The sequence below is a fragment of the Streptomyces sp. Ag109_G2-15 genome (assembly GCF_900215565.1).
GTDB lineage: Bacteria > Actinomycetota > Actinomycetes > Streptomycetales > Streptomycetaceae > Streptomyces > Streptomyces diastatochromogenes.
Genome location: NZ_OCNI01000001.1, coordinates 3,683,122 through 3,709,331, shown reverse-complemented (window position 1 = coordinate 3,709,331; position 26,210 = coordinate 3,683,122). Strand labels below are relative to the sequence as shown.

18 protein-coding genes and 1 pseudogene are annotated in these 26,210 nt (G+C 67.2%); 6 read left to right on the top strand and 13 right to left on the bottom strand.

All coding sequences use genetic code 11. The features are described 5' to 3' along the window. Positions 1-56 precede the first annotated feature (56 nt). The 5 genes from CRP49_RS16665 to CRP49_RS16645 all read right to left on the bottom strand — a co-directional run bounded on the left by CRP49_RS16665 (position 57) and on the right by CRP49_RS16645 (position 9,808). Positions 57-1,274, bottom strand: coding sequence for a hypothetical protein (locus tag CRP49_RS16665; RefSeq protein ID WP_097254075.1), 1,218 nt, complete (start codon positions 1,272-1,274; stop codon positions 57-59). Between the two features lie 246 nt (positions 1,275-1,520). Beyond that, positions 1,521-4,787, bottom strand: coding sequence for a type I restriction endonuclease subunit R (locus CRP49_RS16660; RefSeq protein WP_097254074.1), 3,267 nt, complete (start codon positions 4,785-4,787; stop codon positions 1,521-1,523). Beyond that, entirely contained in the window at positions 4,784-6,001 is a 1,218-nt protein-coding gene (locus tag CRP49_RS16655) for a restriction endonuclease subunit S (RefSeq protein ID WP_097254073.1), read from the bottom strand. The genes CRP49_RS16660 and CRP49_RS16655 overlap by 4 nt, the downstream gene beginning before the upstream one ends. After that, on the bottom strand, positions 5,994-7,616 hold the full coding sequence (locus CRP49_RS16650) for a class I SAM-dependent DNA methyltransferase (RefSeq protein WP_097254072.1): 1,623 nt from the start codon (positions 7,614-7,616) through the stop codon (positions 5,994-5,996). The genes CRP49_RS16655 and CRP49_RS16650 overlap by 8 nt, the downstream gene beginning before the upstream one ends. 17 nt (positions 7,617-7,633) lie before the next feature. Next, the gene (locus CRP49_RS16645) at positions 7,634-9,808 is read right to left on the bottom strand and encodes a hypothetical protein (protein WP_097254071.1); all 2,175 of its coding nucleotides are present in this window, start codon (positions 9,806-9,808) and stop codon (positions 7,634-7,636) included. Positions 9,809-10,070: 262 nt separating this feature from the next. Between CRP49_RS16645 and CRP49_RS16640 the strand changes: the two genes are divergently transcribed. From CRP49_RS16640 to CRP49_RS47890, 6 genes and pseudogenes are all read left to right on the top strand, one after another. Beyond that, positions 10,071-10,661 carry a hypothetical protein gene (locus tag CRP49_RS16640; RefSeq protein ID WP_257033421.1) on the top strand — a complete coding sequence of 197 codons (591 nt, stop codon included), beginning with the start codon at positions 10,071-10,073 and terminating at the stop codon, positions 10,659-10,661. 131 nt (positions 10,662-10,792) lie between these two features. Beyond that, positions 10,793-11,425, top strand: a complete 633-nt coding sequence (locus CRP49_RS16635) for a ribonuclease HI (RefSeq protein ID WP_097254070.1) — start codon at positions 10,793-10,795, stop codon at positions 11,423-11,425. A gap of 106 nt (positions 11,426-11,531) precedes the next feature. Further along, positions 11,532-13,958, top strand: a complete 2,427-nt coding sequence (locus CRP49_RS16630) for an AAA family ATPase (RefSeq protein ID WP_097254069.1) — start codon at positions 11,532-11,534, stop codon at positions 13,956-13,958. After that, positions 13,958-14,344, top strand: coding sequence for a hypothetical protein (locus CRP49_RS16625; protein ID WP_097254068.1), 387 nt, complete (start codon positions 13,958-13,960; stop codon positions 14,342-14,344). Before CRP49_RS16630 ends, CRP49_RS16625 begins: the two co-directional genes overlap by 1 nt. Beyond that, a pseudogene (locus CRP49_RS49110) lies at positions 14,328-14,528 on the top strand (DUF6119 family protein); the annotation flags it as partial. The gene CRP49_RS16625 and the pseudogene CRP49_RS49110, both read left to right, overlap by 17 nt. Before the next feature lie 61 nt (positions 14,529-14,589). Beyond that, positions 14,590-14,775 carry a hypothetical protein gene (locus tag CRP49_RS47890; RefSeq protein ID WP_097254067.1) on the top strand — a complete coding sequence of 62 codons (186 nt, stop codon included), beginning with the start codon at positions 14,590-14,592 and terminating at the stop codon, positions 14,773-14,775. A 245-nt stretch (positions 14,776-15,020) separates the two neighbouring features. Here CRP49_RS47890 and CRP49_RS16615 read toward each other — a convergent pair whose 3' ends face one another. The 8 genes from CRP49_RS16615 to mycP form a co-directional block, all read right to left on the bottom strand. Next, positions 15,021-16,304, bottom strand: coding sequence for a hypothetical protein (locus tag CRP49_RS16615; protein ID WP_097254066.1), 1,284 nt, complete (start codon positions 16,302-16,304; stop codon positions 15,021-15,023). Continuing rightward, positions 16,301-16,567, bottom strand: a complete 267-nt coding sequence (locus CRP49_RS16610) for a hypothetical protein (protein WP_097254065.1) — start codon at positions 16,565-16,567, stop codon at positions 16,301-16,303. The genes CRP49_RS16615 and CRP49_RS16610 overlap by 4 nt, the downstream gene beginning before the upstream one ends. Then, entirely contained in the window at positions 16,564-19,209 is a 2,646-nt protein-coding gene (locus CRP49_RS16605) for an SUMF1/EgtB/PvdO family nonheme iron enzyme (RefSeq protein WP_257033672.1), read from the bottom strand. The genes CRP49_RS16610 and CRP49_RS16605 overlap by 4 nt, the downstream gene beginning before the upstream one ends. 5 nt (positions 19,210-19,214) lie before the next feature. Then, the gene (locus CRP49_RS16600) at positions 19,215-19,991 is read right to left on the bottom strand and encodes a class I SAM-dependent methyltransferase (RefSeq protein WP_097254063.1); all 777 of its coding nucleotides are present in this window, start codon (positions 19,989-19,991) and stop codon (positions 19,215-19,217) included. A gap of 162 nt (positions 19,992-20,153) precedes the next feature. Continuing rightward, positions 20,154-21,158, bottom strand: coding sequence for a hypothetical protein (locus tag CRP49_RS16595; RefSeq protein ID WP_097254062.1), 1,005 nt, complete (start codon positions 21,156-21,158; stop codon positions 20,154-20,156). Next, positions 21,155-23,482, bottom strand: coding sequence for a hypothetical protein (locus CRP49_RS16590; RefSeq protein ID WP_097254061.1), 2,328 nt, complete (start codon positions 23,480-23,482; stop codon positions 21,155-21,157). Before CRP49_RS16590 ends, CRP49_RS16595 begins: the two co-directional genes overlap by 4 nt. A 42-nt stretch (positions 23,483-23,524) precedes the next feature. After that, positions 23,525-23,956: a hypothetical protein gene (locus tag CRP49_RS16585; protein WP_097254060.1), complete on the bottom strand. Its 432-nt coding sequence runs from the start codon at positions 23,954-23,956 to the stop codon at positions 23,525-23,527. A 1-nt stretch (position 23,957) separates the two neighbouring features. Further along, complete coding sequence (mycP, locus tag CRP49_RS16580; RefSeq protein ID WP_097254059.1) at positions 23,958-25,262, bottom strand: type VII secretion-associated serine protease mycosin; 1,305 nt, start codon at positions 25,260-25,262, stop codon at positions 23,958-23,960. Positions 25,263-26,210: the final 948 nt, after the last annotated feature.

Genomic DNA, 26,210 nt, shown 5'->3' with positions numbered 1-26,210 from the left:
AGAGGCGCTTGTCCGGTCCAAGCCGAGAGTCCACACGGCTGACGGCCTGCGCTCGCTCACTCCTCTTCGCCGTGTTCTTCACGGGCAAGGGCGACGCGGCTCGCCAAGACCGCAACCCCCACGACCGCCACACCCGCTACGGCGGCTTTGCGCCCCGCCTCTGCGGCCGCGTTCTTCAATTGCACCGGGTCCCGGGCCGCGTCCCACCATCGTGTCGCCTCCAATGAACGTCGGCCAGACCCGATTCCGAGCGGCCTATGGAATTCATCGACGGCGCTGCCGACATGGTTGATCGAGCCCACTACAGTCCGGTGCGCGGGCAAGTGCAACAGCACATTGGAATTGGCCGTGCCGGCAGCCGCATCCATGCGTGCCATCAGGTGCTCAATCTTCTGCGAGATGAGTTCCCGGCGCTTCTGCCGGTCATCCTTCAGCACTAGCCGACGCCCGTCCAGCTTGTCCGGAGACTGGTCCAGTACCCGCTGCAGTCGCAGCACGTCGAGCGCGTCTTGCAGTTCGAAGCAACGAGCCACAACGGCGAGCAATTCCTGAACCTCGGACTCTCCTTCCTTGGCCATCTTGGCGAGATCACCGATCTTGGTCGTGCTCTCCACTCTCTCCGCGAGTGCGTCGAGTCGACCCAGCGCCCAACCCAAGGCGTCCGTGATCGTATGGGTCCTGCCCTGCACGGTCGACCACGTATCGTCGTCGACCTGGCCCTCCCGGTCCAGAACGGTCATGGCAGACTCAATGTCGAGGCCCGCTCCGAACACCTTCCCCAGCTCGACGTTCTTCTGGGCGCGGAGCACGTCGTCGACCTTCTTGTCGATCGTAGCGAGATAGCTCTTGATCTCGTTCATCTCATGCTGCCTCGCGAGCTGCGCCATGATCCCTGCGGCACCAGCAAGAATTGCCGGGTTGGTCAGGAGTGAGCCTGACCGCTCCACCACCTGGAGCCATGACTCGATTGAGCCTCGTTTCCCCACCATCGCGTAGCTGATGCCAGGCGTCTTGGTTTCCATCAGTCCGTGCTTCTTGTAAAGATGCGTAGACTCCTCGGTCAGCTTCAACCAGCGACCTGAGTTGGCGGCAATGTCAGAACCCGCCTGTGCGACTCCAGCCGCAGCACGGAGGAGAGGGCCGAGCCGTCGCAATGCGAGGTCCTTCGACAACGACAACAGTCCCTCTGATGCGAGGAAGCGCTCGACATCCGTCGGGTCCCCGATGACCGCAAGTCCATCGCCGTCACTGATCAGCTGAATCTCGTTATCCATCGCTCGCTCCTGTAGTGACTCCTCGCAGTTGAAGGTAGGTGGGGTGAGCGGTGCAAGAGCTTCCATCATCGAAAGGCGTCGTCCCCTACCCGGCCACCGACGGGCGCACCGCACGTCCTGCGGCTACACCCTCAACTGCGAAGAGCCGTTGAAACCCAACACCTGCCAGGGGGTCGAACCCTTGGCCTCTTCGGCCCGGCGAACCTTCCCGTCAAAGCAAACGGACACCCTGACAGCCAACCCCAATCAGGCAGCCGAAGAGCCTTTTGCTGACCACTCGTTGGCGAAGTACTCCATCTGCTTGATGACCAGGTCGATGGCCGCCTTCTCCCTGTCCGGCGGGTAGTTGTTGCGGACCAGGAGGCGCTTGATGGCACTGCGGAGACGGGCTCGCACCGGTTCGCGGGCGATCCAGTCCGGCTTCAGCTTGCTGCGGACCTCCGCAACCAGCTCACGGGCGATGCCGGCCAGTACCTCGTCGCCCATCAGCTCCCGTGCGGTGCCGTGGTCGGCGACGGCGTCGTAGAAGGCGAGCTCGCGCCAGTCCAGCGGCGGGTTGAACTTCTCGCCGCGCCGGGCGTCCTCCATGACCTCCTTCGCCATCTCGACCAGCTTGGCGATGAGTTCGGCGCTGGTGTACTGCTGTCGCATGTACCGCACCATGAGGTCCTGAAGCCGTTCGGAGAACGTGGTGCGGCGGACAACGTTGTGACGCGTCACCTCGCGCATCTTCCGCTCGATGAGCCGCCTCAGTGCCTCTGCCGCAAGGTGCGGGGTCTCGCTGTTCTGGAGCTGCGCGACGAGCGCGTCGTTGAGGTGGGTCAGGTCGGCGGTCTCCAGGCCGGCCTCGGCGAACAGGTCCGTGACCCCGCCGGTCTCGACGACCGAGGACGTCAGCTGGGCGAGGTACAGCTCGACGTCACGGGCGATGGGCAGACCTCGGGCCTCGCGCTCCATCGCGTCGTACTTCGCCATGTAGGCGCGGACCTCGACGAAGAACTGGATGTCCCGGCGCCAGGTCGGGGTGTCGGGGAAGCGCTCGCCGATGTTCTTGGCGCTGGCGGACAGCGCGTAGAAGCGCTCCAGGCGGTGGGCATGCTCGCGGTAGCGGCGGCCGAGCGTCTGGCGAGGGTCGTCGAGCTTTTCCGGGTCGTTGCCCGGCGTACGCGGATCCCTCAGGTACGCGGTGGCCTTGCGCGCCGCGTCAATGAAGGCCGTCTTCGTCGGCTGGGCCAGCCGCGCCCGCCAGTCGAGGCCGCGCAGCATGTCGTTGAGGATGTCGTACTCGTTGCGCAGCTCGTCAAGCGCCCGGTCCAGGTCGTCGCCGAGCGTCCGGTCGTCCTGGTCGGCGTCGGTGTACTCGGCGATCGCGCGCTGGAGGTTCTCGGTGAGGGGGGCGTACCCGACGAGGAGGCCGTCCTCCTTGCCGCGGAAACGGCGGTTGACGCGGGCCAGGGCCTGCATGAGGTTGGCACCCTTGAGCGGCCGGTCCAGGTACATCGTGTGGATCGGCGGGGCGTCGAAGCCAGTCAGCAGCATGTTGTTGACGATGAGGAGCTGGAGCTCATCGTCGGGGTCCTTGGCGCGGTTGATGACGGCCTTGCGGCGGCTGTCGCTCAGGGCGTGCGCGAGGAGGTGCTCCTTGTCCTTGCGCGAGTTCGATGAGAAGACGATCTTCATGGCACCCTTGTCGATCTCGTCGCTGTGCCACTCCTCGCGCAGCTCACGCAGGGCGTTGTACACGCGGACGCAGATCTCGCGGGTCGCGCACACGATCATCGCCTTGCCGGTGGCGCCGCCCTCCTCGGAGACGCCGACGAACGGTTGCATGGCCGTGCGCCGCGCCTCCCAGTGCGTGACGAGGTCCTGGACGAGATCCCTTATGCGGGCGGGGGCGCCGTACATCGCGTTCATGGTGGCGACGGCCTGCTCGACGCGCTGCCGCTCGGTTTCGTCGAGCCCGTCGGTGATGAGGTCGGCCTCTTCGTCGATCTTCGTCGGGTCGACGTCCTTGTCCAGCACGAGCTGGATGACGCGGCCCTCGTGGAAGACCTTGACCGTCGCGCCATCGTCGGCCGCGCGCTTGAGGTCGTAGATGTCGATGTAGTTCCCGAACACCTCGCGGGTGTTGCGCTCGGCCTCGGAGATCGGGGTTCCGGTGAAGGCGAGCAGTGTGGCATGTGGGAGGGCGTCGCGCAGGTGGCGCGCGTAGCCGTCGAGGGAGTCATAGTGGCTGCGGTGCGCCTCATCGACGACGACCACGATATTGCGTCGGTCGGAAAGGAGGGGGTGGTCAGCGCCGGACTCCTTCTCCTCCTTGGTGCGGCCGAACTTTTGGAGGGTCGTGAAGAGGATGCCGCCCACACGCTTCGCGGCCAGCTCCTCGCGAAGCTCGGCACGAGTGAGGACCTGCTTGGGAGCCTCCGGGAGGATCTCGCTCTCCAGGAAGGTGGAGTAGAGCTGATCGTCGAGATCGGTGCGGTCGGTGATGACGACGACGGTCGGGTTGAGCAGAGCCGGGTCGCGCATCACCAGGGTGGTGGTGAGGACCATCTCCTCGGACTTGCCTGAGCCCTGGGTGTGCCATACGACGCCGGCTCGCCCGTCGGTCGCGGCGGCGTTGCGTACCTCCTCCGCAGCGCGTGTCACCGCGTGGTATTGGTGCGGCTTGGCGATGCGCTTCATCCGCTTAGCCGGAACGAAGTTGATGAAGGACCGGACGAGGGAGAGGAACCGCGGCTGAGTGAACAGGCCGTGTAGTGCCAGGTTCTGTCCCGAGTCCCATATGCCTTCGGCGTCGAGCAGGTCGACTCGGGCGCCGAACTCGTCGGTGTTCCAGGGCGCGAAGTGCTCGTACGGGGTGAAGGGGGTGCCGTACTTGGCGGTGATGCCGTCGGAGAGCAGGACCACCGCGTTGTACCGGAACGCGGTCGGGAACTCCTCGACATACCGGGTGACTTGGGAGTGGGCATCCTGAAGTGTGGCGTCCTCGTCACCGGCGCGCTTCAGCTCCAGGACAGCGAGAGGGAGACCGTTGATGTACAGGACGACATCGAAACGACGGTTCTTCTCGCCGTCGATAACGGTGACCTGGTTGAGGGCACGGTAGACGTTCGCGTCCGGGTCGTCCAGTTCGACGAGGCGGATGGTGGGGTTGTGTTCGGCACCGAAGGCGTCCGTGTACGTGACGGAGCGGATACCGGCGGTCAGGTAGGCGTGGGCGGTGCGGTTCTCCTCGTACGTGTCCTGGGAGGACGGGGTCACCGCGGCGGTGACAGCGTCCCGGACGGCATCCGGAGGCAGCTCCGGGTTGAGCCGCTCGATCGCCTCACGTAGATCGGGGTACAGGATCAGGTCTTCCCAGGACTTGCGGTGCCCGGAGCCGGGGGCGAACTCGTTGCCGGGAGACGGCTGCCAGGCAAGCTCGGCGAGTTCGTCGAGAGCGAGGAGTTCCCAGTCGGCCTCATAGGGGCGGTGCTGGTCGTCTCTGTCGTGGTCTCCGGCTTTGGTCACGTGTGGTCCTCGACAATCTTCTCGGCCTTCTTGACACGGAGGCGACCGGACATGAGCTGAGGGAGGAGGGTGTCGCGGAGGCTGGCGAGGTTTCGGTTCTCGCTCCCGAGCGACCTCATGTGGGCGAACGCCGTCTCGGCCTGACAGCCAAAGGCGGCGAGCACATCGGCGCCAGGGCGGTTCACGACGTAGTTAGCCACGTCTGCTGCGCTGACCCTCTGACGCCCAGAAGAGCCAATCATGTTGCGAATCGCGTGTTCACGGAATCTGTCGTCACGTGCCAGGAAGTAGCTGAGTTCAGCCGGCACTCCCCGGCGGGAGCGCATCACGATAAACTCGGTCGATCCGAGCCCCACCTCACCATCCTCCATGAAGTCGACATATCCAGTTTTTCCGTTCTCCAGGCACGGAGTGATGCGCGCCAGAAGTGTGTCGCCATTCATGAACCGTGGACCAGATTTTGGTGGACGCCGGGTCCAGCACGGAATGCTGGCCTGATTAGTCGGCAACGCAGCCATGTCCACGTATACCGGTTCCTCGGCCGAGGGTTTGGCCATCTTCGGGTTGAACTCGACGAGCTCCGTGACAGCGACGCCAGCGCCCCCGTTGGGCTCGCGGGATAGGCCCAGTTCCGCGAATTTCAGCTGAAGCAACAGTTGGTATGTAGCCGCGATACGCTCGTTAATGGCGATCTTGCCGTCTAGCGCTCGGAGAACCGCCGCAATCGCTTGCTGCTCCGTCACAGGCGGCAAAGAAAGAGTGTACTGGCCGATTCTCGTGGGGCTTGTGTGTTTTACTGTGGTACCAGTTGCTCCGCCTACAACATGCTGACGGTATTTATCCGTTCTGAGCGCATAATGCAGAAACTCCTTCTCCACCCGCCCCGGCTTGAGGATGACCACCTTCCCAATTCGCTGATTGTGAAGATATGTTTTCCCCCCGGGGATCAGGCTTGCATATCCGAGGGTGTCAGCCGCCTTACTCAGATCCGTCATTGTAACGACTAGGTCACCCTCGGAAAGAATGAACCCCTCCGGAATGACACCTGAGTAACTTTTCGGCTTCCCTTCCTTAAATCCGCCGCCAATGGCAAAGTTTCCTGGAGTTACAAGGATGGGACCATCTGGATCCTCGCCGAAGTACTCGCCTTTGAATGCGAACCCGTGCTTGATGTCGATAAGCTCCGCCAGCTTGTGGGAAGTCCACTCAGACATCGATCCTCCCCAACTGCTGCCGAACCGTCTCCTCCAGCTCCGCCGACCTCTCGAACAACCCGTACAACTCCTCCGTCAGCGTATCGATCCGCTTCGCCACCGCCTCCGCGTCCTCTTCCTCCGCTTCGACGGCCCCCACATACCGACCCGGGGTCAGCACGTACCCGTACTCCCGCACCTTCTCTAGATCCGCCGAGAAGCAGAACCCAGGCTCGTCCACATAAGTGAGCCCTTCGGCACGCGCCGACGCCGTGCCCCGCCACGCGTGATACGTGCCCGCAACCTTCACAATGTCCGCGTCAGTGAGGATGCGCTCGGTTCGATCAACCATCTCGCCCATCCCCCGGGCATCGATGAACAGGATCTCCCCGCGCCGGTCGTCCAGCCGACGTGCGCCCTGCGGAGACTTATCCATAGACAGAAACCACACACACGCCGGAATCTGCACCGTCCGGAACAACTGCGGCGGCAAGGCAACCATGCATGCCACCATGTCCGCTTCTACCAGAGCCTGTCGGATCTCGCCCTCACCACTCTGCTGAGAAGCCATCGACCCGTTGGCCAGGACGACACCCGCCGTCCCTTTCTCCCCCAGCTTCGAAATCATGTGCTGGAGCCACGCATAGTTGGCGTTGTTCCGTGGCGGCACCCCGTACTTCCACCGCGCGTCACCCTCGTCCCGCGCCCAGTCCTTGATGTTGAACGGCGGGTTGGCCATCACGAAGTCGGCCTTGAGGTCAGGGTGCTTGTCGTCGGCAAACGTGTCGCCCCACCGGGAGCCGAGGTTGCCGTCGATGCCGTGGATGGCCAGGTTCATCTTGCCCAGCCGCCAGGTGCGCTCGTTCAGCTCCTGGCCGTACACCGCGATGTCGGCCTTGTGGCCCCGCCCTCGGTGTGCCTCGATGAACTTGCTGGCCTGCACGAACATGCCGCCCGAACCACACGCCGGGTCGTACACCCGTCCCTCATACGGCTCCAGGATCTCCACGATCAGCCGCACCACCGACTGCGGCGTGTAGAACTCGCCGCCCCGCTTGCCCTCCGCCCGCGCGAAGTTGCCGAGGAAGTACTCGTACACCTCGCCCAGCACGTCCTGCGCCGGCTTGTCCTCGTTGCCGCCGAAGCGGGCGTCACTGATGAGGTCGACGAGTTCGGCCAGACGCTTCTGGTCGACGTTGTCGCGGTTGAAGATCTTCGGGAGGACGCCGGTCAGCGAGGCGTTCTCCCTCATGACCGCGTCCATCGCCTCGTCGAGCAGCTTGCCCACGCCCTGGCTCTTGGCGTTCGCGGCGATCCACGACCAGCGGGCGGTCTCCGGAACCCAGAAGACGTGCGCGCCGGTGTACTCGTCGCGGTCCTCGAGGAACTCGTCGAGGCGCTCCTCGGCGATGCCGTCCTCGGCGAGCTCCTTGGCCAGCTCAGACCTGCGCTCCTCGAACGCGTCGGAGACGTACTTCAGGAAGATCAGGCCGAGGACGAACTCCTTGTACTGCGCGGCGTCGATCGAGCCGCGCAGCTTGTCCGCGGCCTTCCACAGGATCGCCTGGATCTCCTTGGGCGTGGAAGCGGTGAACAACTCCGCCTGATCCGTGGGCTTTTTCGTGCGCGGAGGCATGGAGTGGATCGTCTCCTTCAGTCGTCGGTGCCGGATGAGTCAGTCAGATCAGGAAGTTCAGGAAGCGTGTGCATCGTCAACGTGCCGTCGGCGAATCCGTCGGCGGCGACGCGGGCGAGGTCGTCGAGCGCGTCGCATTGCTCCCGCAGCAGCGCCGCCCGCCGGGCGACCTCGGCGAGCACGGCGTCGAAGCGCTCCGCCTCCTCCCGCGCCAGGTCGGGGATCAGCAGGTCCTCGACAGCCCGGGAAGCCCGCACCGCGCCGCTGGTGCGCTCGTGCTCGGAGGCCGCCGCCCGCAACAGCGCGGCCAGCGCTCGCGGCCGTACCGGCGGATCGGCATCGGGGTGTACGCGCAGTACACGAGCCGGCGCCGCGACGACGGACAGCCCCTCCTCATCGACGTACACGCCGAACCGTGGGTTGGCCGTGACGACCACATCTCCCGGCTCGGTGAACTGGGCGTGCCCGTAAGCCGTGAGAAGAACGCCACGGTCGATACGACGGCTGCCCGACCGTACATCGCCGAGGATTTCCTCCGGCGTGATCACGCGGTAGTGGCCCTCGGGCGTGAGGTGCTCCACGGCGATGCGGTGGCCGGGGCGTCGGCGCAGTCGGCGTTCCTTGAGGAGCCTGCGGACCGTCGTACGCCGGACGGGCTTGTCCTCGGGCCGCAGTACGGCCTGGACCCGCAACGCCGCGCGCAGGTCGGCCTGCGCTCGGGCCCGCTCGTCGAGGTCCGCCAGGCGCTGCTCCAGGTCGCCGATCAGAGCCGGGCGTTCCATGACGTCACGGGTGTAGCGGGCCTCGGCTGTCCGATGCTGCGGCGTGAACGCGATACCGGGCCGGTCGTCGAGCACCTTGGCCGGGATGATCACCGCGTTGCGCGGCTCGTGTCGGCGGTCCCCGCGCCAGCCGGCGGCACGCCAGATGGCGATGTCCTCGGTGAGCGTGTCCAGCACGGGTTCTGTCAGGGGCTTCGCCGAGTAGTCGGCGAGGAAGACAAGACCCGTGCGCTCCGAGTCCGACGTACGGGAGAGCAGCCACACGGCCGTGCGGTAGCCCGGGCGGTACGGGAGCGCCCCGTCGGGCAAGCTGATCGCGGCCTTGAGCAGGCCGTCATGGAGGAAGGACCGGCGCAGGCGGTCGGCATCCCCGTGCTGGGGAAGTGACCGTACGAGGACGTCGGCCGGGCCGAGGACGACGGCCGTGGAACCAGTGGCCAGGTAGTCGGTGAGGGTCTGTACCCGCTCCAGCACGGCCCGCGCGTTCCGAACCTCGCCCGCCTGGTAAGGCAGGACGCAGGCCAGCAGGTCCGGGTACCCCCAGTCCTCGACGGACTCAAGGGACAGGTCCTCACCCTCGGTGACGTCGAGGTGGAACTCGTACACCTCCCGTACGAGCATCCGGCGTCGCACCAGGCGGACCCGGGCCGGGTCCGGGTCGGCGGCGAGGTAGGTGTGTCCGGAGCCCTCGGGGGCGGCGGCGTGAAGGGCGGCGAGCAGGTCGCCCGCGCCGGCGTACGGCGTGGCGAGTACCGCGTCCTCCTCCAAGGCCGCCACTCCGGTGAGGGCCGCGAGAGCGCGGACCAGCGGTGGGGCGGGTACGTCGGCGGCTAGTTCGGTGGAGCCGAGGCGGCGCCGGGCCTCCAAGACCCAGTCGAAGGCCTCGGCGGGGGTGTAGGCGGCCTCGGCCAGCTCGTCGGCGAGGACGGCCAGCGCGGCGCCGGTGCGGTCGGGGTCGGGTACGGCCCGCAGCTCAGCCAGCAGGAAGGCGTCCTCAGTGTCGAGCGCAGCGGCACGGTCCAGGATGTTGTCCCAGCGGCGACCGGAGACGGCGGTGTCCAGCTGCTGGCGCAGGCAGATCAGGGCTGTCAGCGCCCCAACGAGTACGGGAGCGGGCAACGCGGGGGTGCGCCAGGCGGCAAGCGTGTACAACGCCAGTTCCGCACGCAGCCGTCGGCGGTCGGCGTTGCCGCGCCCCGTGTCAGCCAACCAGTCGACGACCTCCCGCGCATCGAACAAGGGGCGTCCGTCCTCGTGGGCGGCGGGTGCAGGGAAGTCGGGGTGCCGTCGGCTCCAGGTGGTGGGTACGGGCCGTTGGACGCGGGCGAGGGCGGCGATCTCCGCATAAGTGATACGCCAGGCCGGCAGGTCGGGCAGGATGTGGGACACCGCATCGAGCGCGGTACTCACCGGTTGTCACCCCCCGTCTCTTGTGTACCGGTGTTCAGTGGTCCCTGTGACTCTGGGCGGAACGCGTCAGCGCCTGGGCAAGTAGCAGCACCCTACCCCTCTGCGGGTTTCTAGCGGCCCATGCCACTGATAACCGGGGTTATCAGGATCTCCAAAGATAAACACGACGGATTGCGGCACCTTGATCCCTGTCGGCCACGCCGCTCAGGAGCGGACGGCCGCTCACTCACTGGACCAGACACGACGCCCCGGAGGTCCCGCCATGTCCGACGCACCCTCGACGCCCCCCACCGCCCAGTCCTACGGCTCCAACGGCCCTGTTCAGGCGGCTGGCCGGGGCGCCATACCGCCCCTGCCCCCGCTGCCCCCGACCGGCAAGCCGTCGCGCCGCAGAGCATGGCTGACGCACGGTGCGACGGCGTTCGTCGCCCTGGTCATCGGCGCCGCGATGGGCGGCGGAGGCGGGTCCGGGTCCACCACGGATTCCGCGCACCCCGCTCCGGCCGTCACCGTCACCAAGACCGCCGACGCGCCGGCGCCGGAACCGGCGGCGACGGTCACCGAAAAGGTCACGGTGACACCGAAGCCGGCCAAGGAGCCCGGCCCGGCGGCCTCCGTGGCGGGAGACGGCACGTACCTCGTCGGCGAGGACATGAAAGCTGGCACGTACAAGACGGCAGGCCCGGCGGACAGCGCCATCCCCAACTGCTACTGGGCCCGCCTCAAAGACGCGTCCGGCGAGTTCGACGCGATCATCGCCAACGGCAACGCACAGGGCCAGGCGCGCGTGACCGTACGCAAGGGCGAGTACTTCCAGACGTCCGGCTGCGAGACCTGGAAGAAGGTCGGCTGACAGGCCGACGCGGGCCGTCCCCCCTTCCGCTCCCACGACGCTCTCGACCGTCTGCCGGCGCACCCGCCCGTCATCCGCTGCCACCACCCCCGTCCGGCGCTCGCCGTCCGGCGCCAGTCCAGGAGGATCCCGTGAGCCGCCGTTCCCCGCTCGCCCGCGCACCCCGCCCCGACACCCGCGTGCGACGCGGGGTGCAGTTCAGCGACACGGTGAAGGCCGTGCCCGGGCCGATCGTCCTCGCGACCGACGCGTCCGTGGGCAAAGATCACGTCGGCATCGGTTTCCTCTCCACCACTGGTCACGCGGGACTTCGAGCCCACCTCTACCCGGTGCACCTCGCCCGCCCCCACACCCGCGTCGTGGTGACTGAACTCCGGGCCGTGTACTGGGGCTTGCAGCCCGTGCTCGCCGCCCACCCCGGCCGCCCGGTCGAGGTCCGCGTCGACAGCCTCGACGCCCTCGGTCACCTGTGGGCCTGGCGGGAAGGCGGCACCCGCATGCCGAAGGGCTACGACACCCACCTGCGGTCCCAGGGCCGTACGCCCACGCTCACGCGTCTCCAGATGCTCGTCGAGTACACCCCGAGCCTGACGTTCGTCCACGAGAAGGCCCACGTCGGAAACCCGCTGAACGAAGCCGCCGACTCCCTGGCCAAGCTCGGCCTGCGCGCCGTGGGCGGCAAGGTCCCCGTCGATGAGATCCCGCGCCTCCTCCCTCTGTGGGCCACCGGCGCCCTCGGCGACTACCGCAGCAGCCGGGCCTGACCCGGCCGCCTGGCAACACACGCAGGCCGGGGCCCTCTTCTCGCACCGACACAGCCCCCAGTCCCCCATCGCCCCGCATTCCGCGACAGACCACAGGAGCCACGCCATGTCCCACACGGAACAGCCGCATCCGACGGACCGCCCCGCGACCGTCGCCGAACTCGTGCAGACGCGCCTCGCGGACGCGCCGCTCCCCGAGCCCGTGAAGGTGCTCCTCAAGGAGGCCCTGGGCGACGGACCCACACGGGAGACGTCCTCCGTCAGCCGTATCTATCTCGAATCGGTCGCCGTCACCCGGTTCCGCGGCATCGGCCCGCGCGCCTGGCTCAAGCTCAGCCCCCGGCCGGGCGTGAATCTCGTCGTCGGCCGCAACGGCTCCGGCAAGTCCAGCATCGCCGAGGCGATCGAGACCGCCTTCACCGGGACGAACCCGCGCTGGGAGGGCAGGAACGCGGTGCGCGGCGGCAACTGGCGCAACCTCCACGACAGCGAGGGCAGACCCGAGATCGAGGTGAAGGTTGCCATCGGCGGTGACGGCGGCCGCAGCACCCTGACCCGGACCTGGACGAACGACGAATTCGCCGTCTCGCAGGCCGAGTTGAGGCGGCCCGGACACAGCCGTACTCCCCTTGACGACGTCGGCTGGAAGCAGGCGCTGACGGACTACCGGCCCTTCCTGTCGTACGTCGACCTCGACCGCATGATCAGCGGCAAGCCCTCCGAGATGTACGACGCGATCGCCACGATCCTCGGCCTGGAGCAGCTGAGCGACGCCTACCTCTCCATCGGCCGGGAGGCCAAGGTGCTGAGCGACGCGAAGAAGGCGGTCGAGGACGCGCTGCCGGGTCTCAAAGAGGCGCTGTACCAGCTGGAGGACGACGACCGCGCGGTCCAGGCACTGCTCGCCGTGGACACTGCGGGAGCCCCGGACTTCGAGGCCCTCGACTCCCTGATCACTGGGCTGCCCGCCGAGAGTGACGAGGGGCTGCTCGCCGGACTGCGTGCGGAGGCCGCCGTACAGGGTCCCGACACGGCGCAGGTCGGTGCGGCCGTGGACCGGCTGCGTACGGCCCTTGCCGATGTGGAGGACCTGCGCGGCACGGGCGCCGATGACGCCCTGCGGCGCGCGGACCTTCTGGAGCGCGCGCTGGTCCACCACGACCGGCACCCGGACACGGGCTCCTGCCCCGTGTGCGGCACCGGCGAGGTGCTGGACGCCGCCTGGGCCGCCGACGCTACCGTCCAGATCGCCGCTCTGCGGGAGGACGCCGCAGCCGCCCGAACCGCGCGCGACGCACTGCGGTCCGCGGTGTTCGCCGTTCAGGACCTCGTCCACACGCCCTCGCGGATCCCTGAGCCGTTGAGGGACCCGTGGAAGGCCTGGACGGCCTGCCGGGCCATCAGCGATCCGACCGACCTCGCCCAGCGTGCCGCGCAGGCCGCGACGGTACTGGCCGACGCCTGCGACGCGGTGCGTACGAGGGCCTTCAGGGAGCTGGAGAAGCGAGACGAACGCTGGCGTGCGCTGGTCATCCGCCTGGCGGGCTGGGCGGAGAAGGCTCGCGGCGTGGACGCGAACCGGCAGCGGCGCCGCGACCTCACAAAGGCTCAGAATTGGGTCAAGACGCTGGCCGGGGAACTGCGCGAACAGCGCATGGAGGACTTCGCCGACCAGTCCCAGCGCGTCTGGGAGCGGCTTCGTCAGGAAAGCAACGTCGACCTCAAGGCCGTAACCCTGAAGGGCAGTGAGAGGGCCAACGTCCGCAAGCTCGTCATGGACGTCTCCATTGACGGCAAGGAGGCGTCGGCGCTCAGCGTCATGAGCCAGGGCGAGCAGCAGGCCCTCGCGCTGTCCCTGTTCCTGCCCCGGGCCACCACCGCCGACAGCCCCTTCGGTTTCGTCGTCATCGACGACCCGGTGCAGTCCATGGACCCCGCCAAGGTGAACGGCCTGGCTCAGGTCCTGCACGAACTCGGGCAACACCGTCAGGTCGTCGTGTTCACCCACGACACGCGGCTCCAGCGGGCGTTCACCAGCCAGGAGCTTCCGGTGACGGTGTTCGAGGTCGAGCGGGGCGAGGCGTCCCGGGTGCGGGTCCGGCCGGTGACGGACCCGGTACGTCAGGCACTCGACGATGCGCGGGCTCTCGCAAGCACCCCCGACCTTCCCGCAGCGGCGCGGACGCACGTCCTGCCCAGCCTGTGCCGCATCGCTCTGGAGAACGCCTTCCTGGAAGCCGCCTGGGTCCGGCACCACCGCGGCGGAGGGCAGGGGGAACTTCTGCAGGCCATCGTGACCGACGCCGACCGGTTCGCGAAGTTGGCGGCCCTGGCCCTGTTCGGCGATGCCGCACGGGCCGCCGACGTATACCCGGAACTGCGCGCCCGGCACGGGCGGCACGCCACGGACCTCGTCAGGCAGTGCCAGGACGGTGCCCACCCCGCCGGAGCGCAGATCACCGACCCGCACCGCTTCGTGGACGAGATCAAGTCCATCGCCGAGAAGGTACGCAAGCCCGAGGAGACCGTCTGATGCGCGCCCATGCCACCTCGATCGACGAACTGCTGCTGACCACCGACCGGCTGCTCACCGGGCAGCACATCCGCACCACGTCCGCCAGCCGCCACCGCGGCGCCTCCTTGGCGCTGCGCACTGCCCTGGAGATCGCCGTTGACCGTCGGCTGAACGCGGCCCTGCCCGGACTCGGCCGCCTCTCCGGGCGGGCCAAGCTGCTCTGCCTCCGCTGCTGCACCGGTGCGGAGACCGCCCGCCGTACGAAGGCCGTCTGGTCGCACCTGTGCCTGGGGTGTCACTACCACCAGTACGAGATCGGGCCCTCTCGCGACCAGGTGCGTGCCTGGCGGGCAGAGGTCGGCGAACTGGTCGAGGAACTGAGCGCCGATCCCGCCCAGCGATGACTGCGCGAGCGCGGCATCCGTCATCGCATCACCCACAAAGGCAGCGACACCCGACAACACGCTGGTGATGGTCAAACACGCACACGGCAGGCCTGGCCCTCTCAGCCACCTCTTCAGTCAGGGCCTCGTCGCGATTCAGCCGCTAAGGATGTCGGCGGAGGTGCGCAGCCAGTTCGCCCGTCGAGTTCTTTGCGGAGAGCAAGGGGAAGCGCTCGCTGCCGGAAGACTTCGCGCCCAGGCGGGGCGTGTTTGCGATCCTGCTCAAGCGGGGCACCCAGCTGACCCCCGAGACGCTCTTTCCCTTCTCCCAGGTCACTCTCGCGCAGACCATCAAGCTGCTGGTGCCTTGGAAGGGCACGGTGGAAGTCGTCGGCAGCCCGGAGGTCGAGACCGCGGCCGATGCTCGGCCGGGGCTCAGCCCGGCCGCGTGAAGAACTGGCGAGGCTACCTGACCGAGCGCCGCGTGGCTGGTGCGGCCCCAGGCCAGTTGTCCGGTCGCAACCTGGAGCCGAGGTGCTGGTACGGCGCGGCCCTGGCTTGGGTCGTAGGGCGGGTCAGGGCTGTGCTGCAGCCCATCTGCTGGGATCGGTGGAACCCTCGTGCGCACAAGAGCTTTCGTCCGATCCGAGTCCATACAACGTTGACATGCTGGTGCTGCGGCTACCAGACGCAGCACCTACGCCCTGTCATTCCCACCCCGCAGAGATGACAGGACCAAGCGCCCGTACCGTGTGGTGAGGGCTCCGGCTGTTGCGGCGACCGACAGTGTCAGCGCGATGAGCAGGTCTGCGACAGAGTTGTCACCGAGAACTTGCAGAATGCTGAGGGCCGTACCGAGCGGGAGGCCAAGAATGGTGAGGACGCCCAGGGCACCGCTGATCTGCTGGCTTTCCTGTGTCTGTACGAGTCTGCTGTAGTCGGCCGCTTCAGCGAGGATTTCGTGGAAGCGGGCGGGCAGCCGGTGCTGGATCTGGAAAGCGAGCAGCAGATCGTTCGCCGCCCCGTGTGCCGTGAGGTGCTGTCGCCAGTAGGTGCTGCGAAAGACGGCGATGTTCCTCTCCAGCGCGGCAACCCGACGTGTCAGCTGTGATGAGTCGAATACCTCCGAGAGTTCGTCGGTGAGCTCGTCGATGTGATCGCGCTGGAGCGCGCCGAGGAGCAGGGCGTCGAGGTAGACGGTACGGGAGTGCAGTGCGGCAAATTCGAAGAAGTCGCCGGCGCCGGTGTCGGCTCGGTGGCCGAGGAAGGCGGCTCCTTGGCGTAGTACCAGGGCACTCCAGTCTGCGGAGATCCTTACAGTGTCCTTGAGCTGTTCGCCGGCGGTCTCTGGAGGCAGGGGGAAGTCCTCCGGGGTGGAGCGTGACGCCAGTTGCCATAGCCAGCGGTCTGCGCTCGCCGGCAGTGTCCCTTCCAGGTCTGAGCGGAGGGCCGGGGTCTGCTCTGCCTTTGGGGTCATGAAGGCGATGGTGTAGGGCTGGGCTGTGGCGAAGGGGGCGTCGGGGGCACGGACGTCGGCGATGCCGACGAACAGCTCGGCCGGGTTGAAGGGCCCGGTGAGCGGCTCGTCGACGGGGTTTCGCCGCCGCCCGGCCAAGGCTCTCAGTAGGGGCAGCAGTGGTCTGTCCACGCTCAAGTGCAAGACGGCGAAGGCGTGTTCCGGATTGCGGGCGGTAGCTGCACGGAGGAGCTCTATGCCCAGCAGATGCAGCCCGTCCTGTTTGACGTCCAGCGCTAGGTGCCAGCGGCGTGGGCGCCCGGGTGCCCCGTAGAGGGCGCGGGCGGAGGCAGGGGCGAAGTAGGTGGACCGGGTGGTGGCGTCGGTGCGGCGGCTGCCCAGCTCGAAGGGGAAGGGGCCTTCGGGCCAGTCGGGGACGCGTAACAGCCGCACGGGCAGGACGACGGTCAGCTCTTGGCGGGCGCCGGTGACCTCCTCCAGCGGCGTAACTCCGTGGGTGCTCACCGGTAGTACTCGGCTGGGTCGGGCTGGTCGAGGCGAATGACGAACTCCGCGCGGTCGGGGCTTTCGGTGCTGACGTGGAAACGGACCCGTTCGCCTGTGCGGATGGTCCGGAAGCCCTCGGTCACGATCTGCCGGTAATCAAAGCTGTAGTACCGCTCGTCCTCGTCATCCCGTACAACATAGGAGCCCAGTGCGCCGCTCAGCCCTCCGCCACTGGGACGCCTGTCCACGATGGTTCCGTGACGCGGCCCGCTGCCGCTCATGCTGCCGTCTCCTCTGTCCGTGACATGTCGAGGACTTGCACGCAACGGAAGCCGACCGCGTTGCTTGCGCCGCGCTTGCGGTAGATGCCCTTGCTGCTGGTCTGCACCGCCCGCATCGGGTTGTCGTAGCTGCCACCGCAGATGACGGCCTCGCCGGGGTCGTCCAGGCTGGTGGATGTCCATTCCCAGCAGTTGCCCACCATGCCGACGACGCCGAACGGGGAGCAGTTGCCCGGACATTCGTCGACGGGTGCCGCTCCGGCACGCCGAACGGCGTCGCCTGCGAAGTCCCGGTACCACGCCTGATACGTCACCACGGGCTGGCCAACCCAAGTGTCGGCGCAGTTGATCCGGGCGCGGTCGGGCGTGTCACCCCAGGGGAACAGGCGCCCATCGGTGCCACGGGCGGCGGCTTCCCATTCGAGAGAGGTCGGCAGGCGCTTACCCTCGAATGCGGCGAACGCGTATGCGCTCCACCAGCTGACGCAGATGGCCGGGTGGGCGTCGTAGCGCGGATTCTCGTAGTAGTCGGGCCGTCGCAGCCGGTCGGTCCAGGGGCGGTGTGTGAGGCCGGCCGGCTGGTCGGGGTGGTCCCACTGCGAGGTGCCGTCCGCCTTTAGCGCGTCGAGGAAGCGGCGGTAGCGTGCCACGGTCACGGCATGGCGGTCGAAGCGTACAGGGCGCTCGACGCGGCGGATCAGCAGCCGTTCGGCTGGCCCGACCAGGTACGCCCCGGCGGGCAGCAGGCAGTCGTCGGTCTCCGGGCTGGTGGGCATACCGGCGAGAAATGCGCGCACTTGCTCGGTGAGGAAGGCGCCGCCGGGAAGGTCGGCTGCCAGGTCCTGGTTCGCCGGCTCGGTCAGAAACCTGGCGGCCAGGAGTTCCTGGTACGCCGTGTGCACAAAGGCGACGTGATCGAGCCCGGCGGGCCGCAGCAGTGGAGCGAGGACACAGGCGTCGAGATCGAGACGGCCGTCCTTGAAGGCGTCGGCCCCCAACTGCCGGTGCAGGTCGACGACGGAGAAGACGGTGCGGTCGGTGAGGAAGGCATGTCCGAACGCAGCGGGAAGCCGCTGCTCCAGATCGGGCTGGTCACGCTCGGCCAGCGTCCGCGTGATGTGAGCGCTCAGTATGTCCTCGAGCGGCTTCCCCGCGGGAAGGTTCAGCGCTGCCGTGAGGCGCTTCTCAAGAGGAGTTGCCTCGGGTTCGGCCAGGCGTACGACGTGGAAGTGCGGCACGCGGGAAGGGTCGAGGCCGTTGGCGTACATCTGCTCGACCAGTTGCTCGGAGCGGCCCGCGCCGCTGTCCAGCAGCTGACGTACCTGGGGTGAATCGGCGAGGAAGGACACCCGAGAACTCATGACCACCGTCGATTCGGCGGACAGGACAGCAGCGAGATCGGTGAAGAGCCGCAGGAAGCCGGCAGAGCTTGGTTCGTCAACGCCTTCGTCGACGGCATCGAGCACGCAGAGCGCGGTCCCGGAACGGATGAGGTAGAGGAAGAGCCCGTACGCTCGCGAGCGGTCTGACGTCATCGCCGGCGCGAGGAGGCGGGCCGCGTACTCGGAGAATGGTTCGTCCTTCGGCTTGAGACCGAGGTCAAAGTAGAAGCGGAAGCGGCGGATCTCCGGGTTGGCAGCCAATGAGCGCAGGAGTGTGCTCTTCCCGCTCCCCGGGCGGCCGGTGACCAGGACGTTCGCGCTGCCGTGCGCCAGGCGGGTCACGAGTTCCGCGGCATCGCCTGACTGCTCCATCTTCGACTCGCCGGTGCGCGGGTCGACGGTCAGTGCCGCCGCTGCGACAGCGGCCCGCGGCTCCGCTGGGTTGCCGACAGAGGTGAGTCCGGCAAGGTGGGCATCGATGTTGATGATGGTGTCGACAAAGCCGTCGTATCGAACGATCCGGAAGTCCAGGCCCAACATCTGGTGGAGGGCACCGGGCTCCGCACCGCCGTCGTCGTCCAGGACGACGAACCGCGTGAGCTTGGGCAACCGGGTGCGCAGCAGTTCCCCACCGCTGGCGGCAAGGACGGTACTCAGGTCGCCGGTGTCCTGGGAGAGCATCAGCTCCACGTACTCCAGCCGCATCCCCGACTCACGGCAGAACAGTTGATACACGGTGTTAGGGCTGAGGACGAACCGCTTGGCCTGCCGGTAGCCGAGGGTGACGTACAGGCCGGCGAGGAACTCGCAGCGGCGGGCCACCTCGGGTGCCATGTCGGGCTCGCCGCCGAGAAGAGCCGGACTCCCGGTATCGGTGAACCAGACCAGCACGTCGACGAGCCTGCGGACCGCCAGCAGCCCGTCCTCGTCGCTGATGTCGTACCCGTCGTGTGTGGACCGGTTACGGAGCCGTCGAATGTCGTCGAGCGCGTCCAGAACCGTGCTGCTTCGAATGTAAGGACGGCAGCGCTTGACCAGATCGTTCAGCGCCTTCGTCGAAGGATCGCCCTCGACACCGTGGTGGCGCCACAGCTCCTTGAGCAGCTTCTCGGTCAGTTTCCCGACCAGAGCGACCGCGTTCTCGGGATAGCCGTCGTTGAGGGACCGTAACGGCCGTTCCAGATCGAGCCCCAGTCGATCAGCGATCCGCGAGTGGTCGTCAAGTTCACCCCGCAGGCGGCGCAGCCGTTCGTCGACCATGGTGCTCACGCGGACTCCCCACGTCGTCGTCCGAGGGCGAATGCGAACCGGTCGGGAAACGCCAGCACGGGCTCAGGATGGGCGACGCGCATCTCTTCGATGCCCTTCTCGATCTCGCTGTCGCTGAAGGTGGAGAGCAGGGACATGTAGCGGGAGCGCACCATGCCGAGGTACTTGTCCCGGTCGATGCGCAGCTCATGCTCGACGTAACTGAGACTGGCTTCCAGCCCAGCAGCTCGCAGATGCCCCTCGATAACGGCCGGGTCCGGCTGCAGCTCCTCGAAGCGCGCAAGGGCCGCCTTGAACAGCGGGTACTGGATGGTGGCCGGGAGCATCACCACAAGCAGCCGGCCTCCGGGCGCCAGCCGGTCGGTCAGGCCGCGAAGCGTGCGTTCCGGATCGGCCACGTGGTGCACCGACTCTTTCAGCCACATCGCGTCGAGCTGCTTGTACGGCAGACGAGTGCGCCCTTCGGCGATGTCCTCCGCGGAAGCGACGATCGGCGTCAGGTCGGCCGGAGCCGGCGTGCCGAGCTGACTGAGCATCGCCTCGGAAGGGTCGACACACAGAATGGGATGGCGAGGCTGGACCTGGTTGGCCACTTCTCTGGCGAACAGCCCCGTCCCGGAGCCGATGTCGGCGATCCGGTCGGTCGGGGCGAGCCCCAGAGCCTCGGCGATCCGGCCGGACATCCAGGGAACGTAGTGTGGACCGTAGGCCCAGTGCTCGTCGTACTCGGCTGCCAACTCCTCGTAGTGCCCTCGCACGTCGCGCCGCTCCACGATCCCCCCGGATTCCTTGGTGTGTCGCCGGTTGTGCCGCACAAGGCACCGGACAGGCTATCGCGGGTGGTTACGTGGCAACAGTCCGTAATTTGCCGTCTGCCGTTCCGACTCGCGCATCACCATTGCCACCGACGAACTGCGGTGAGTAGCCGCGGCCGACTACCTATTCACCAGTTCGTGGGGGCTGCTGCAGCTGTGCCGCTTGGCTGACTGCGTGGCGAAGGTAATGAGCGCCTGGCGCTCGGAGGCGCTGGCTTTGGCGTGGGAGGTGAGGGGCTCGAGCGTATATAGCGCCGTGCCGGTGGGACACGAGGCGGTCGTCCAGGACTTGCCTTCGTTGCTGCCTGACGTGCCGACATAGTCGTCGGGGCTGCGGAAGGGATTGCGGCGGGGTGCGTTCGTGTAGGGGCCGTAGTAGGCCGCTATGCGGAAGGTCGGTTCGCCGTTGCTCGTGGCCAAGAAGCACTGCTCGATCGGGGCCACCGGATCCGGCTGAGCTTCATACGAGGCGGAGTTCACACCCTGGCAGGTTCCGGTTGCCGCACCGGACTTCTTCAACTTGTCGAAGACACCGGCAGAGGGCGCGGCGGTCACCTTCTTGGTGTCGGGGAGCGCACACCCCTGATCCTTGGCCGCCTGCTTGAGAGCCCGGGTGACCATGACGGCCATACCGTTGCGTCGCTTCTGCGGGTTGGCCGAGGCATTGGCGTTGGCTACAGACATGCTCAGGACGAGGTCGTCGTTCGCGTTCTTGCCGCATGGTAGGTACGCGGTGGCATACGGCTTGGTCGTCGTCCCGGATGAGACCAGGGCCGGCCAGCCGTTGCTCACGGGTACGAGGGCCTGTTCTCGGTCCGTGGTGAGGATCTTGGTGGAGTTCGTGCGAATCGACGCAGCGTCCTGACCACGCTGCACCATGATGACCAGCTCCGTGTTCGTGTCCCCCGGGTCATACACCCTGCAACCCGGACGGCCGATCGCCTTGCCGCTGACCCGGTCCATACCCAGGGCCTTCCGTGCCTCCGCTGCGCTGGCCAACCCCTTGCACGCGTGGTCCAGCGCCTGCCCGTCACGCCAGGTGTCATAGGTCCCCGACGCGTAGACGACGCCACCGGCGGCCACGATGACGGCGGCCACGGTCGTGGCGGCGACGGATTTCTTCATCCGGACAGTCCCCTGTGCAGGTCGGCGAGGGCTTGGTTGCGGGAACTGCTGTAGTGCAGATCCATGTAGTCCGAAAGATAGTTCGGTCTGGACGCCGTCTTGTCCAGCCCCCTGTCCAGGTACCACTGGTTGAGGAGGTCGTGCGCGCCTTGGGACTTGGCCTGCATCTCGTCGCCAATTTTGACGTTGGCCACCTGGTCGGCTTCGGCCTTCACGTCCTTGGACCACTCATAAGTCGCGGCATCCACCATGCGCTGTGCCGTGTCGCCGACGCCGGGGATGATCGTCAGGGGTGCGCCCACCGCATGGTAGGAGTACCGCGCCACGTCGTCGGCCCATCCCTTGCGGGCGTCGCGGTCGTCGAGGATGGCGTCTGCGCCGATGGCGTTGAAGACACCGGTCCCCATGCCCACGTCGGCGACCCGGTTCTCCCAGTCCTTGTTGTCGCTGTACGTCGCGTCGGCCCCAGCCAGCGTGTGGGCGGCCTGGGCTCGTTCGGCGTCGTAGAGATGGGCGAAGTTCTGCGGGTTGTCAGAAACACCACGTAGCACCCTGGTCAGGGAGCTCTGCGACACATTGAGGTGGCCTCCCGCACCGTCCTCGATGACGGAGCCACCGTGTATGTAGCCGTAGCTGGGGTCGTGGGTCAGGGTCCTGTGGGTGTCCGGGGCGTAGTCCACCAGGGCTCGGGCGATCGGGTCCCGCAGGTTGGCGGTGATGCTGTCGCCCTTTGTGTCCTGGTCGAGGAGGTTCACGGTCTGCTGCATGATGCGAGCTTGGGCAGCGGTGTGCCTGCCGTCGCTCTGCTGGGACGTGTCGCCGGCGGGATGCCCGGTGGCTCCCGCCTCGATCGCGGCACCGAGCCCCACACGATTGTCGCCGTCGACGGTGTCGCTCACGTCGACTTCCCGCTCACCGTGCCACTCAGTGGTATTGACGACGTTCCAGTCTCGCTCCTTGAGGAGGTAGTGGAGACGGTCCTCGGTGCCGCCAACGTGCGGATCGAGATAGCCGGTGGCCGCCTCCGGGTCACGGCCCATGATGCCAAGGGCACCGTCAACCGGGTCATTGGCGAACCAGCCGTCGTCCTTCTTGCCGCTGAAGCCGCCGTAGAGGTCCCAGACGTTCGGGTGGTCCTTCTCCGCGGCAATCGCGCCATCGGTGACGTCGGAGAGGAACTGCGGTGAGTAGCCATGTCCCTGCCGCATCAGCGTGACCAGGCTCTGGTAACCGCGCACCTGTTGGCCGTGCCCCTTGGCGACCGTGTTGACCTTCTCCCCGGCAGCCTTGAGATCGTACTCGTCAGTGCCGTGTTCCCGCAGGTCGTTGCCCCACTTGATGTAGAACTGGGCGTCGTCGGTCCGCAGCCAGCTGTTGAAAGCGTCGTTGTACCCCTTTGACCCGAAGGGCAGATGTTTGCCGTTCGCGTCCTTGAAGTCGGGGACACGGGTGGCCGTCGCCAGCGAGTCGGCTATGCCTCCGTTGATCTGAAGGTAGGCGTTCTTGTCCTTGGTGTCGTCGAAGTACGCCAAGTCGTCGATCTTGTTGGTGAGCTTGAGGGTCTTGTCAGCACCGAGGGAGTTGAGGAGGGTCTGGCTGAAGGCCTTGTCGTGGGAGTTGTCGCGCATGAGGCGCTGCCACTCCTTCAAGTCATCGCCTTGCAGCTTGTCGCCGTTCAAGATCTGGTTCGCGTACTGCTTGGCTTCGCGGGCCTCGTACACCTCGATGTCGCCGACGGCGGAGCCGTTGAAGGTGTGGCCGCTCTGCCCCATCGCCTGGTCGAACGCGCGCTGGAACCAGCTCTTGATGCCGGCCGCCTCGTGGAGAGCGAGCTTGACGCCCTGGTCGGCGTCGTCCACTTTCTGTACAGCGTCCTTGATCTTCTGCGTCCAGCCCGCCTCAGCTTCCTTTGCCAAAGAGGCGTGTTTGGGATAGTCAGGGTCGTGCCGGTAGGGAGCGAGCTTGCTGAAGTCGTAGACAGCCTCGCCCTGGCTGTTGACGGACATCTGGTCCGCCTTCGCCTGCTCGACGACGTCGTTCACGTGGCCGATCAGCTTGGAGAACTGCTGATGGGCGTCCCGCAGGATCGAGGCGATGGCGCGGGCTTCTGTCTGCGCTCCCTTGAACTGCTCACGCGTGGCCGCGAATTGCGCGGCCATGGCAGCGGCGGTAAGGCCTGACGTGCCCTCGGTCGCGGCTGACTCCACCTTCGCGGCATAGAGGGTCTCCAGATCCTCGAAGCCGCCGGCCATGTCCTCCCAGTCGGCGGCCGCCGTCGTCAGAGTGCCGAGCTTGATGGTGACCACGTCCTGATAGCTGAGCATGCCGTTCCTCCCCCCAGTCCCCGTTTCCCCGTTTTCCTAGATCTAGCGCCGGGGGTGGGGCCCGGCATCGATCTGCGCTGTCCGGCTGCCGACGCCGTAGTCGACGTACTGGAGATGCTGGTGGCTGTCCTCCAGCGCCGCCTGGTCCTGCCCCAGGCGACCCTTCAGGTTCTTGACCTGCAACTCCCACTCTGCGTGGGCGTCCTTGAGCCCGGCCCCGGTCTCCCAGCCGCTGAACTCCCGCACGGCCGTGGCGGAGGACTCGTCGGCGTGGCTGCCGGCCTTGTCCGTTTCCCGCGGTATTTCACCCTGCAACGCCTTGACTGCGGCGTCCTTCCCCGCCTTGTTTGTCTTCAGATCAGGCGCGCCCCCAGGGCTGCTCCCTCCGGTACCCGCAGCACTGTCCAGCCGCATCTGGTTCTGTCGGCGGGCCTGCGCGTCAGCCTTCAGCTGCTCCCACTCGTCCCATGCCATCTCAGGACCTCTCCCGGTAGTTGCTGTCTCCGTACCACGTGGTCTGCCCCGGTCCCGGTGGCATGGCCACCGGAGCATGGGCTACCGCCGCTGCACGTCGGCGCTTACGAAACGCTGCGGCGATGAGGACCCCACCCGCAAGGACGACAACTCCGGCGCCCCCGAAAATCCATGGCAGCGCAGAGCCGTTGATCTTGGACGCGGATGCCGTCGAGCTGCCCTCATCCCTCGTCGACGCCGTGGCTGTCCCCTTGGGCGTCTTGGACGCGGCCTGCTTGAAGTCAGGAAGCGGGTACACGTCAGCAGGACCCGGGACGCCGGGGCTGGTCAGCGCGATGCGGGGGCGGACGGCGCCGTAGCCGAGGGAGTCGGTGCGCTCTTTGCCACTCGTTGGCTTGCTCGCGGTATTGAGCATGACCCGCAGGACCTGGTTGTTGGTCCAGTTCAGGTGCTTGGACCAGATCAGGGCGGCGGAGGCGGAGGTGAGAGCGGTGGCGTCGCTGGTGCCGTGTGAATTGCACAGCTCCGTGCCTCCGAGGCAGGCGGAGACGATGTCCTCGCCCGGCGCGACCAGATCCACCTGAGGGCCGTGCTCGGACTCCTTCGTCGCCGTGACGTTTCTGTCGATGGCTCCGACACCCACCGCACCCGGAGTCGCCGCCGGGTACTGCAATGCGTTGAGGGTGTCACCGTCGTTGCCCGCAGCTGCGAAGATCAGCTTCCCTTTGGACAGTGCGTAAGCGACGGCATCTGTCAGCTCCCGGGATTGCGCGGTACTCCCCGCCGAGATGTTGATGATCCGGGCATCCGAATCGGCCGCGAACCGGATGGCCTTCGCCGCCGCAGTAGGAAAGTCGTCCTGATTGCCGTCGGTGCGGTTGCGTTCGATGAAGCCCGGGATTCGGATCGGCATGATCTTCGCGCCCGGGGCCAGGCCGTACGAGCCCGTGGTGGCGCCCTTGGCGCCCGTGCCGGCGATGAGGGCAGCAGTGGTGGTGCCGTGGCCGTCGTAGTCCGTGCGTTCGTCACCGGCCCGCTTGGAGAAGTCCTTGCCCGCCACGACCTGGCCGCGCAGATCCGGGATGTCGGCCTGCACGCCGGTGTCGATCACGGCGACCGTGATGCCCTTGCCCGTACTGATCTTCCACATCTGCTCGGCGTGCATGGCGTCGAGGTACCACTGCCGCTCGCGCACGCTGTCTGCGTGGGCGGGTGTGATGGCAAGGCTCGCCAACAGGGCCCCGACGGCTACGGACGCGGCCCGGCTGCGCCATCCGGCCTGCTTGCTGCGGCTGCGCATCGTCATCCTTCTCGTCCTATATCTCCATCGGGCCCTTTGGGTAGGGGCGGCGGCTTCAGCCGGTTGTCCCTGCCTTCTGCCAGGTGATCCCTCTCCTCTGCCTCATGATCCCTGTGCTCTGTCCGGTCGGTCGTGCCAGGGCCGGAGCGCTTGTCGCGAGCGGAGCGGTCGTCGCGCTTCGAGGCGGTGGAAAAACCCCGGGATGCTCCACCTCGTCGCAGCAGCTGCTCGTCTTCGGGTGCTCCCTCTCTGGCTCGGATATCGCGTGTGGTGAACCCCGTCCGACCGCGGCCTCGGGATGGTTTGGGTTGCCCGCCGACGATCCCATTGGACGGGGCAGGCATGCGCCCTCTTGCCGTGCCCTCCCGCTCCGCTGCGGGATTCTCACCGCGGGTAGGCGTGGCCCCTGCAGCAGGACGGCCCGGCACGGCACCGCGGCCCCTGAGAGGCTGCTGTTGGTTCGGAGTGCCACCGATGACGTTGCCGCGTGGAATCGCACCAGCAGACCGTCCTGCCGTTGGCGAGGCGGGACGACCGCCCGAGATACCGCGGTTGGCTCCAGTGGAGGGGGAGCCAACCGGCCCGCGTGCAGTGCCGGACTGACCGCCGGTCTCACCAGGACCGAAAGGACCGGAGAATGCGCGCCCTGGGGGACGCGGATTCATGGACGTGCCTGGTCCAGTCGGTGAGACCGGAGGGCGTCGGCCCTCGTTCAGGGGACGCTCACCGCCTCCCCGGACCCCTGACGGCGGCGTCGGTCCAGTCCCGAATACAGGGGGCAGCGGCCCTGTTGCCGAAGGTAGCCGACCGTCCGGGCCGCTTGGAGCGACGGGCGGTGACGAAGGGGAGGCAGGACGCACCGGCGAGGACGGCAGGTTCTTTACGCTGTCGATCGCCGTGTTCGGCGCATCCTCGTGAGTTCGTGGCGGTGTATCCGACACGTCAGCCGGGTTT